Raw genomic sequence first — 10,825 nt, forward strand, 5'->3', positions numbered from 1 at the left:
CATCAATGATCGCTTCAGAAATGCCTTCTTCACGGCCTTGTTGCTTTAGTTTTTCTACATATTGCTCGAAACTCAGTTCTTGAGCCTGTACTGAGCCAATGGTCAGGCTATTACCTAAAAGTAATGCCGACACCGCCAATATGCTTTTCGAAAATTTACTCAACGATCACTCCTCCCTGAATTGAGATAGTTATCACTCTTCGTCTTGATTGTTTTGCTGAGCTTTACGCTCTTTGTACAGCTCAAGTTCGTTTACTGGTGGAGGCGGAACCTGCAAAAAGAAACCATCGGTGTTCAGTGATTCTCTCACTTTATCGATGTTCACTTGAGCCAGTTTGCGACCGTCCATTTTAATTACCATTACAAAACTAGGTTTACCAAACATTTGCATCAATGCGTCAGGAACTTGTGAAAAATCATCCTTCTTAGGGATATAAAGGTATGTTCCTTCTTTCTTTGAGCTTTTATATATAGAACACAGCATGACAAACCTTTTTAATTGATTATGACTACAAAACTCTCACTTGCGAGATCAATAGTTTATGTTAGGGAAATATTGGGAACAAAACGTTCATTTGACAACAAGATTACTTGCTGTGCTTGGTCTGGGAATATAACATGATAAACCTAGTTTCAGGCAATGCCCTTTATTTTATTAATAAAGAAATTGTACCAATTCGCTATTGAGGTCCTGTAGTTTTTCGATGTCTAGTAATCCAGATCTAAAAGGTAGCAGCTTTACGCTATCTGTTTTGCACTTATCCGATGATCAAGTCGAAAATGCAGTCTCTTTTCTTCAAGAGAAGGTAGACCAAGCACCCACTTTTTTTGCTGCCGCACCTGTGGTTATCAACATCAGCAAAGTGGCTGGCGATATCGACTTCATAAAGCTAAAAGATGGCATCTCTCAAGCGGGTATGATTCCGGTTGGCGTCGCAGGTTGTTCTGACAAGCGCATGCAAAACCTTGCTAGAGAAGCTGGCTTTGCGGTCATGACGGCAAGTAAATCCCCATCTCAAGCACCGGCGAAAATGGCACCGATTAAAGTGATTAGAACCCCGATTCGTTCTGGACAGCAGGTATACGCCAAAGATAGCGACCTGTTAATTCTAAGTCACGTAAGCGCTGGTGCAGAAGTAATTGCCGATGGCAGCATCCATATTCATGGCACATTGCGCGGCCGAGCGATTGCCGGAGCAAGTGGTCAAACTGAAGCAAAAATAATTTGTAATGATTTACAAGCCGAGTTGGTTTCTATTGCAGGAAATTACTGGCTCAGCGATCAAATTGAAAGCGAGTACTGGCAGAAGAAAACCATGTTCAGTATGGCAAACGATGTATTACACGTTGACGTCCTCGCAATATAAGAGAAATAAAAGGAAAAAATAATGGCACGCATTATCGTTGTAACGTCAGGTAAAGGCGGGGTAGGCAAAACGACCTCTAGTGCAGCTATTGCCTCAGGTCTGGCTCTGAAAGGAAAGAAAACCGCAGTTATCGACTTTGATATCGGTCTGCGTAACCTTGATTTAATTATGGGTTGTGAGCGTCGTGTTGTTTACGATTTCGTTAACGTTATCAATGGCGAAGCAACGCTTAACCAAGCGATGATCAAAGACAAGCGCACAGACAACCTATTTATTCTTCCAGCTTCTCAAACACGTGATAAAGATGCACTGACTAAAGACGGTGTTCGTCGCGTATTTGATGAACTGGATGAGATGGGTTTTGACTTCATCATCTGCGATTCACCTGCAGGTATCGAGCAAGGCGCTCTAATGGCGTTGTACTTTGCTGATGAAGCGATTGTAACGACTAACCCAGAAGTCTCTTCTGTACGCGACTCAGACCGTATTCTAGGTATTCTGGACTCTAAATCTCGTCGTTCAGAAGAGGGCTTAGAGCCAGTGAAAACTCACCTTCTACTGACTCGCTACAACCCTGCTCGTGTAAATCAAGGCGAGATGCTAAGCGTACAAGATGTAGAAGAGATTCTGCACATTTCGCTGCTGGGTGTAATCCCAGAAAGCCAAGCGGTACTGAACGCATCGAACAAGGGTGTTCCAGTGATCTTTGACGAAGCAACCGATGCAGGTATGGCTTACAATGATACTGTAGAGCGACTACTAGGTAGCCAAGTTGACTTCCGCTTCTTAACGGAACAGAAGAAAGGCATCTTCAAACGACTGTTCGGGGGCTAATACACAATGTCATTACTAGAGTTTTTCAGACCACAGAAGAAGACCACTGCAAACCTAGCCAAAGAGCGTTTGCAAATCATTGTTGCTGAACGCCGTAGCCATGACGACCCAGCGCCGTCTTACCTGCCGCAACTAAAAGAAGACATCTTGAAGTGTATTGCTAAGTACGTAGAAGTAGACCCATCAATGGTTGACCTTACGTTCGAACACAAAGATGACGATATCTCAGTACTAGAGCTGAACGTTAAGCTGCCTGAAGACGATAAGTAATCATTACTGTCTCGTCAGCAGATTGAATAAAAAAGAGAGCTTAAGCTCTCTTTTTTGTTTGCGTTTTGTTTTTAAACAATCTGGCTATTTGATTGCTTTATTCAGCCTCTCGCCAACCAGATCTAAACGCCAACCTTGCATCACATCCGGAAGTTTTTCTGGATTACGATCGTGTTTCCAAACCCAGCTCAACATTTGGTTTAGCTGTTTCTTCGATGCCAAAAATTCCGTCGCTAGGCCACTGTGTTGCGAAGCGGTTTTCACTTCATCTTTCAACACTTTAAATACTTGTTTATAGCCCGGGTAGTCCATTAGACGTTCAACTGGTGCTGGGTACTCTTCTTCTGGTGTGTGTTCCGCTAACTTAACGATTGAGCTGATCTTCGCGCCATGACGACGTACAGAACGGAAGTCAAAACCTTCCTCTTCCATACGTTTCGGATTCTTAATCGCAAAACGCGCGACAGCCCAAAGATCTTGTTCTTTAAAGATAAAGTTCAATGCGAGATCGCGCTTAATCGCTTCTTTCAAACGCCATGTTGCAAGTGGTCTCAAGATAGCAAGTTGCTGTGGCTTAAGTTGCCATGCGCCTTTGATATCAAGGTAAGCCGTATCTGGGTTTACTTTACGGATACGCTTCGTCACCTGTAGATCAGACTCTTGTTGCGCCGCTTCCCACCAGCCCGCTTCCATCACTTTCTCAAGAAGCTTATTGTACATAGGCATTAAATAATGAACGTCTGCTGCCGCGTAGTCGAGTTGCTTTTGAGAAAGCGGACGCGCCAGCCAATCGGTGCGAGATTCACTCTTATCTAAATCCACACCAACAAACTCTGAAACCAAAGCAGCAAAACCCGTTGATAAGCCATGGCCTAAGAACGCCGCCATGATTTGGGTATCAACCATTGGGGTAGGTGTACAATCAAATGCGTTCTGGAATACTTCTAAGTCTTCACCGCATGCGTGTAGCACTTTCAGTACCGAAGCGTCTTTCAATAACCCAACGAACGGTGTCATTTCATCAAGAGCAATAGGGTCAATCAGAGACAGCGTTTCGCCGTCAAATAACTGAATCAAGCCTAATTGAGGGTAATAGGTTCTTGTACGAACAAACTCCGTATCAAGCATAACGACATCGGCTTCACGTGCTTGTTGGCAAACTCGCTCAAGGTCTTTCAATTGGGTAATGATTTGATAATCCACAAAAACTCTCACTGGTTTCTATTTGATCGCCGGATACAAAAATGCCGACATTAACTGTCGGCATTCTAACACCATTTTACCACGCCCGCTTAGATTAAGCGTTTCAATGATTTCAGGAGAAACTGTGCTTGTTACTCACTTGCGCGTTTAGCAAGCTCAGCATCGTTCTCTTCACGCAGTACGCGACGTAAGATCTTACCTACGTTGGTCTTTGGAAGATCTTCTCTAAACTCAACCAGTTTAGGCACTTTGTAACCCGTCAAGTGTTCACGACAGTGCGCGATGATGTCTTCTTTGGTTAGGCTAGGATCACGCTTAACCACGTAGATCTTAACCAGTTCACCAGACACTTCGTGAGGTTGGCCAATCGCTGCTACTTCTAGCACTTGACCATGCAGTGCAACGACATCTTCAATCTCATTCGGGTAAACGTTAAAGCCAGACACAAGAATCATGTCTTTCTTGCGGTCAACAATGTGCAGCAAGCCTTCGTCATCAAACTTAACGATGTCACCTGTCGATAACCAACCGTCTTGGTCAATCACTTCTTTGGTTGCTTCTGGACGTTGCCAGTAACCTTGCATCACTTGAGGGCCACGAACTTGCAGCTCACCCACTTGATCATTAGCAACCACGTTACCTTCATCATCAATGATACGAACATCGGTTGACGGTACCGGTAAACCGATAGCACCCGTGTAATCTTTTAGGTCATATGGGTTACCCGTTACCAGCGGTGAACACTCGGTTAAACCATAACCTTCTAACAGGTGGATACCTGTCACTTTCTTCCATTGTTCAGCAACAGCGCGTTGAACCGCCATACCACCACCAACAGATAGGCGTAGGTTACTGAAGTCTAATTCGTGGAAATCTTCGTTGTTTACTAACGCATTGAACAGTGTGTTTACACCGGTAATTGCGGTAAACGGAACCTTTTGCAGCTCTTTGATGAAACCAGGAATATCACGAGGGTTAGTGATAAGAAGGTTACGACCACCCATTTCTACGAACAGCAAGCAGTTTACTGTCAGTGCAAATACGTGATACAGCGGCAATGCTGTTACCACTAGCTCTCGGCCTTCATGCAGAACCGGACCATACGCTCCTTTCGCTTGAAGTACGTTCGCGATCATATTGCGATGCGTTAGGATTGCACCCTTCGCAACACCCGTAGTACCACCAGTGTACTGAAGGAATGCAATATCATCCCCAGTCATAAATGGTTTTACATACTGAAGGCGACGACCTTTATGCAGCGCTTTTCTGAACGAGATAGCACCCGGTAGATCATACTTAGGCACCATACCTTTCACGTATTTCACGACGAAATCGACAATAGTACCTTTTGCACGAGGTAGCATTTGACCAAGACTAGTCAGTACTACGTGCTTCACAGGAGTGTTGTCGACCACTTTCTCAAGCGTACTCGCGAAATTCGAAACGATAACAATCGCCTTTGCACCTGAATCGTTCAGTTGGTGCTCTAGCTCACGAGGTGTGTACAGTGGGTTGACGTTCACTGCAATCATACCAGCGCGCAATACACCAAAGAGTGCAATTGGGTATTGCAGCAAGTTTGGCATCATCAGTGCAACGCGATCACCCTTCTTGAGCTTCAAATCATTCTGCAGGTAAGCAGCAAAAGCACGACTGCGCTCTTCAAGCTTACGGAATGTCATTACTGAGCCCATGTTCTCAAAAGCAGGTTGGTCTGCGTATTTCTGTACAGACTGCTCGAACATTTCGATAAGAGATGGGTATTGATCTGGGTTGATCGTTTCTGGTACGTCACTTGGATAACGTGAAAGCCAAGGTTTATCCACTATGTTACTCCTCGTTTATCAGCTGACGACTGCTTCGCCGCTTTTATCATTACGGTATTACAGCACAGCTTTAGTGCATGAGCACTAAAAGGCTCAAACACTTGTTTAAATTTTGTTAACTAAACCAAGAATTAGCTCTGAAACTAGCTCTGGGCTCTCTAAATGACAATGATGTCCGCCGGGAACAGTCTCGATTTTTAGAGGACTATGGGCTGATTTGTATCGATTATGCTGCAAATGTCTAAATCCATCATTGCCTAATATTATGAGTTGAGGGCATTCAATAGCCGCCATAATCGCTTCTGCGTGCGCCTGTGACATTCGGTATAACGAGTCACATTTTAGATTAGGGTCGCATCGCCATTGCCAGGAGTCGTCTAACTCGGCAATCCCTCGTTCTACAATAGGAGCAATGAGTTCGGCATTGATTTGATTGGCGTGTGCTCTCAGCTTAATAGCATCCTCTAGGCTTGCTAAAGGACGTGAAGGCTTTCTCCGCTGTCGAAGACGACTGAGTACCCCATCTCTTAGACGAGAGACCGTTTCTTGGGGAGCTTCAGAAAGAGGTCCGTGACCTTCAATTTGAATTAATCCTGACACCTTTTCAGGAAAGGCGGCACTATAGCAACTTGCTATCAATGCACCAAGTGAATGTCCTACTAGCACCAGTCTGTTTGGCGATAATTTAGTCACAATCTGATGTAAATCATCGATATAGTCATGAAATGGGTAGTAACTTCCCGACTTATGCGACGAAAGACCATGACCAAAGAGGTCAATCGCAATCAGATGACAATCGGGTAGTCTGGTTTGTAGGTTGGCAATAACAGAAGAAAAACTCGCAGAATTATCTAACCACCCATGAATAAAAACGACCGTCGTAACGGTCGTTTCTGAATTGCCCATCTGCTGTGTGGCAAGCGTCCCGCTCGCAAGGGAGTATGACTTTTCAATCATCAAACATCTCATTCCATCTGACTGTACAATCTAGGCCTAGCAAAGTGAGCTACTCTACGTCCTGTATAACTCGACCGTGCCTTGGCATAGTTTGGAAGCTACGGCAATGTAGGCTTCTGCACGAATAGTAGGTTGGTGCGAAATCGTTAACAACGACACGTTCCGTAATGTTCCACAGTCGTTGGTTATCTACCTTCATCACTGGGAAGGTGTAAGGGTACTCGCCGATTTTACCATCTTCACTACCGTCTGATTGACCAACTAGCGTAATCAAACGGCCTTCAGCAAAGCTTAACGGCTCAACGTATCCTTCAATATAACCAACAAAGCGCCCACTCGGTTCGGCATCGAGATCTGGCTTACCATTGCTTGAAATTGGCATGTTAGCAACTTCAATTCGAGTTCTGTCTTTTAAGTTGGTCACTTTAGAAATGACGCCGCCTAACCGAACACTTTTCGCATCCGGCAGTTGGTCGACCCATTGCTGGTAGTCGCTGATAACAGGCTCTGATTTTGCTTCAAGCTCGCTAGGAAGTGATGAACACCCTGCAAGCACCAAAATACCAATAGAAAGGGCAATTAAGCGTATTTTAGATAAGTAATTAGACATGGTTCTGGTCCTTCAACAGGCATTAATCAAACGCTTTAGATGTAAATATCGACACCGATGAGCTTTGCAAGTTCTTCTTTTTTCGCCTGGTTCATTACATCCATGTATTCTTCCATAGCCTTACGTCCTCGGCCTTCTGGAAGATCATACTGGATTTGAGCCTTGTGTAGCTCAGACTCTTTAACTTGACGAATAGAATGAGAGACAGCATTGGCCACTTTGGTTGGTTGCCCAACCGCAGTGCTAGCATCAGATTTTTTTGCCTGCTCCTTCTTTTTAACTCGATTCGGCTTAGACGTATTGCCTATCGAAGAAGGAGGTAAGTTATTAATTGATACCATGACTAAATATCTGCCCTCTCAAATCTAAATAATACGCATTTAGATCTAATTTGCATCAGAACCTTGTAAAAAATTACTCGCGACCTGGCAGCTTCTTCCACGTCACTTTATCACGCAGATAAACTGGCTCAGACTCTTCCGCAGCAACCGCTTTACCCTCTGCATAAGCAAATTGAGCCAGGAACGCCATATCTTGAGCTTCTGGAAATAGCACTTCACACGCTTTAGTGTTGATCGCTAGTGTATCCATATGCTCTGCGTAAGCTTCCCAACCAGTACCTACTTTTGCCCATGTTTCAGAGTCTGCTTCAAGCTGCGCAGCCAATTCACTTGGCGGTGTTACACATTCAGCATCAACCGCAGTCCAACGACCGTCTTGTTCACGGCTGTAACGAGCCCAGTACACTTCACTCATACGCGCATCAATCGCTGTCGCAACATGAGTTTCACCAAATTTACGGTAGCTGCCTTGCGCCATTGCAGCCAGTGTAGAGACACCTATCATTGGTAAATCCGCACCAAAAGCCAAGCCTTGAGCAATACCAATACCAATACGTACACCCGTGAAACTACCTGGGCCTTGACCAAACGCGATAGCATCAATATCGGTTAAAGCGACATTCGCTTCTTTCAGTACTTCATCAACCATAGGTAGAATTTTTTTCGTATGGTCTCGAGGTGCCTCTTCGCTACGAGCGAACACCTGGTCACCAATTACTAATGCAACTGAACAGTTTTCAGTTGCGGTATCTACTGCAAGAATTTTCGCGCTCATTTGTGTCTCAAATATTCGTTATCTAATCTAAAAATAATGGCTAAGCTCAACAATGCCAATTACTCGGCTGCGGTTGAATGGTCTTTAGCTAAGAATTCTTTAATGACCCCTAAGTCACGTGTACGAGGGATAGGCGGTAAACTCGCCAAAAAGATGCCACCGTAATCGCGAGTCACCAATCGGTTATCGCAAATAATCAAAGCACCATTATCACGCTTATCACGTATCAATCGGCCCACACCTTGTTTCAAGGTAATCACGGCATCTGGCAATTGTACCTGTGCAAAAGGGTCGCCCCCTTTTAACTTACAGTCCTCAATGCGAGCCTTAAGTAAAGGATCATCAGGGGCTGTAAAGGGCAATTTATCGATGATAACACAGCTTAATGCATCGCCCCTAACATCTATCCCTTCCCAGAAAGCACCTGTCGCCACCAGCAAGGCATTACCCAACTCCATAAATTCAGCCAAGGTTTTTTGCTTGCTTGTCTCACCTTGCAACAGCACCGGTACGGTCAAGGTTTCACGGAATCGCTCCCCTAACTCTTTCATCATGCTGTGTGAGGTACACAAGAAGAAACAACGACCTTGGTTTTGCTCAATCACAGGCGTCAACATACGAACCAGTTTATCGGCTAAGCCCGGGCTATTCGGTTCTGGAAGATAACGAGGCACACACAAACGCGCTTGATTCGGATAGTCGAATGGGCTCGGCAGTGAAAACTGAGCCGAGGGCTTTAAGCCTAGTCGCGAAGTGAAGTGGTCGAAATCGTCCGATACTGCCAAGGTTGCTGAGGTAAACACCCAAGCGCCCGACTTCAGCTCAATCTGCTCGTGAAATTTGTCAGCAACTGACAGCGGTGTAATGTGCAAAGCAAAATGGCGCGGTGTTGTATCATACCAATAGGAGTAACCCGTAATCGACACATCGCATACACGCTCAATGCGTGACTTAATCATGTTGGCACGCTCGAAAGCGGTATCCAATAGTTGGCTTCGTCCGAGTGCTAATTTCAATACATCTACAGCCAGTTGCAATGCGTCTTGCAGGCGAACTAACTCTCTAGCGATCGACTCTGATTTTAACGCCTCGCGCCAGTTACCACGAAAACCAGTATCGCCCAGCACAATTCTTAAATCAGATGAGGACTGAACCAGCCTGTCACCGACCTTTTGCAATTGGCGCATGTCTTTCGCTTCGGTGCGATAGCCAATTTCAATGTCTTTGGCGAGTTCGTGAATTTGTCGACTCGATACCGACTGACCAAAATATTGGCTCGCAATGTCGGGAAGTTGATGCGCTTCATCGAAGATAAACACATCGGCCTCTGGGATGAGCTCACCAAATCCGGTCTCTTTAATCGCGAGATCGGCTAGGAAAAGGTGATGGTTCACTACGACGACATCGGAATCCATCGCTTTTTTACGCGCTTTCAGTACAAAGCAATCGGTATAGCTTGGACACTCTTTGCCCAAGCAATTGTCGTTGGTCGAGGTAATCGTTGGGATTACAGGGCTATCTTCCGCAATATCATCACAGTCACCCAAATCACCGGTTTGCGTGGATGACGACCAGCTACGAACTTTGACTAACTGAGCAAGCAGCGTTGGATCCGTATGAGTACCATGACTTTCGATCATTTGGCGGCTCAATCTATCCAAACACAAATAGTTTGAACGCCCCTTAAGCAGCGCAACTTGGCCATGAAAACCAAGGGCATCAGTCATTAAAGGCAGATCACGGTGGAACAGCTGTTCTTGAAGGTTTTTAGACCCCGTACTAATGATGGTTTTCTTACCACTAAGCAGTGCCGGCACAAGATAAGCAAATGTCTTACCGGTACCCGTCCCTGCTTCTACTACCAATTGGCTCTGTTGCTGAATGGCCTGTGAAACTGCTTCAGCCATGTCTAACTGAGCTTGTCTTGGTTGAAAGCCCGGGATTGCTTTACCCAGTGCGCCATCAGCAGAAAACGTTTTAGATATCATAGAGTACGAAGTTTAGAAAAAGAGAAGGCGAATTATGGCAGGTTTAGTGAGCCGGCGCGAATCAAGAATGACTTCGCACCGGAGGTGTCTGGGTTATTTCAAATTACCAAGAGAACAGAAATGAAAATCGAGATTGCTGTTTTAGCTTAGAGGTTAATTGCTTATTTTCGATTGAGATAACGAGATAGCCAAGGAGCGCCTTCAAATTCATTATCATTTGGCTGTATGGCTTTTACTGCATCGCTTGGCGAGGTTTTGCTTTCCCACATTTCATCGAGAACATTTCCATCTAGCTCTACGCTGCCAGCCAATGAATTCACGCGTTTGCAGTACAGTTTTTTTGCTAGTAACTCTTTATCCATAAGTATCACCTCTATTTTTGGCCAAGGCGAAAATGCCTCGGTTGAAGTTCAAATGCGTACTACGGTCAAAACTTTAAAAATGAAGCTTCTGCCTGTTTTTCTATCTGAAAACTGATATTTCGATATCAATCAATTTATCAAAGCGATAAATGAGCAGCAGAATTTGTTGAAACCAACTTGATAATAGATTAATTATAACGGTGATATTGCGGCTCAGTTCACCGTTCGACGGCCTGTATTTAATTTGAAGAATAAAAAATATTTCATGGAAGTAAGATGCAAATGGAAAGAA

Annotated in this window: 12 protein-coding genes and 1 pseudogene; 3 read left to right on the forward strand and 10 right to left on the reverse strand. The window is 44.7% G+C overall.

Annotated features, from left to right (window positions below; genetic code table 11):
* Together BCT81_RS00605 and BCT81_RS00610 are read right to left on the reverse strand one after the other, a co-directional pair.
* Positions 1-163, reverse strand: a pseudogene (locus BCT81_RS00605) (lytic murein transglycosylase); the annotation flags it as partial.
* A 30-nt stretch (positions 164-193) separates the two neighbouring features.
* Positions 194-484 carry a YcgL domain-containing protein gene (locus tag BCT81_RS00610; RefSeq protein WP_004737952.1) on the reverse strand — a complete coding sequence of 97 codons (291 nt, stop codon included), beginning with the start codon at positions 482-484 and terminating at the stop codon, positions 194-196.
* Positions 485-704: 220 nt separating this feature from the next.
* Between BCT81_RS00610 and minC the strand changes: the two genes are divergently transcribed.
* From minC to minE, 3 genes are read left to right on the forward strand one after another with little or no spacing between them, the layout of a single operon-like run.
* Positions 705-1,367 (forward strand): septum site-determining protein MinC, encoded by a 663-nt coding sequence (gene minC, locus BCT81_RS00615; protein WP_102422974.1) that lies wholly within the window; start codon positions 705-707, stop codon positions 1,365-1,367.
* A gap of 21 nt (positions 1,368-1,388) precedes the next feature.
* A complete protein-coding gene (minD, locus tag BCT81_RS00620; RefSeq protein ID WP_004737950.1) occupies positions 1,389-2,201 on the forward strand; it encodes a septum site-determining protein MinD in 813 nt (270 codons plus the stop codon).
* A gap of 6 nt (positions 2,202-2,207) precedes the next feature.
* Positions 2,208-2,471, forward strand: coding sequence for a cell division topological specificity factor MinE (minE, locus tag BCT81_RS00625; protein WP_004737949.1), 264 nt, complete (start codon positions 2,208-2,210; stop codon positions 2,469-2,471).
* 84 nt (positions 2,472-2,555) lie between these two features.
* On the opposite strand, the gene rnd is transcribed toward minE, so the two are convergent.
* From rnd to BCT81_RS00665, 8 genes are all read right to left on the reverse strand, one after another.
* The gene (gene rnd / locus BCT81_RS00630) at positions 2,556-3,674 is read right to left on the reverse strand and encodes a ribonuclease D (RefSeq protein ID WP_102422975.1); all 1,119 of its coding nucleotides are present in this window, start codon (positions 3,672-3,674) and stop codon (positions 2,556-2,558) included.
* 131 nt (positions 3,675-3,805) lie between these two features.
* Positions 3,806-5,500, reverse strand: a complete 1,695-nt coding sequence (fadD, locus tag BCT81_RS00635) for a long-chain-fatty-acid--CoA ligase FadD (RefSeq protein ID WP_102422976.1) — start codon at positions 5,498-5,500, stop codon at positions 3,806-3,808.
* A gap of 105 nt (positions 5,501-5,605) precedes the next feature.
* Positions 5,606-6,457 carry an alpha/beta hydrolase gene (locus BCT81_RS00640; RefSeq protein WP_102422977.1) on the reverse strand — a complete coding sequence of 284 codons (852 nt, stop codon included), beginning with the start codon at positions 6,455-6,457 and terminating at the stop codon, positions 5,606-5,608.
* Between the two features lie 49 nt (positions 6,458-6,506).
* A complete protein-coding gene (locus BCT81_RS00645) occupies positions 6,507-7,067 on the reverse strand; it encodes a Slp family lipoprotein (RefSeq protein ID WP_102422978.1) in 561 nt (186 codons plus the stop codon).
* A 35-nt stretch (positions 7,068-7,102) separates the two neighbouring features.
* Positions 7,103-7,408: a hypothetical protein gene (locus BCT81_RS00650; RefSeq protein ID WP_004737940.1), complete on the reverse strand. Its 306-nt coding sequence runs from the start codon at positions 7,406-7,408 to the stop codon at positions 7,103-7,105.
* Positions 7,409-7,481: 73 nt separating this feature from the next.
* Positions 7,482-8,183 carry a tRNA (adenosine(37)-N6)-threonylcarbamoyltransferase complex dimerization subunit type 1 TsaB gene (gene tsaB, locus BCT81_RS00655; protein ID WP_102422979.1) on the reverse strand — a complete coding sequence of 234 codons (702 nt, stop codon included), beginning with the start codon at positions 8,181-8,183 and terminating at the stop codon, positions 7,482-7,484.
* 59 nt (positions 8,184-8,242) lie between these two features.
* Positions 8,243-10,171 carry an ATP-dependent DNA helicase gene (locus BCT81_RS00660; RefSeq protein ID WP_102422980.1) on the reverse strand — a complete coding sequence of 643 codons (1,929 nt, stop codon included), beginning with the start codon at positions 10,169-10,171 and terminating at the stop codon, positions 8,243-8,245.
* A gap of 161 nt (positions 10,172-10,332) precedes the next feature.
* Positions 10,333-10,533: a hypothetical protein gene (locus BCT81_RS00665; protein ID WP_004737936.1), complete on the reverse strand. Its 201-nt coding sequence runs from the start codon at positions 10,531-10,533 to the stop codon at positions 10,333-10,335.
* Between the last annotated feature and the right edge of the window lie 292 nt (positions 10,534-10,825).

Origin of the sequence: Vibrio sp. 10N.261.52.A1 (assembly GCF_002876325.1) — a bacterium.
Taxonomy (GTDB): domain Bacteria; phylum Pseudomonadota; class Gammaproteobacteria; order Enterobacterales; family Vibrionaceae; genus Vibrio; species Vibrio chagasii.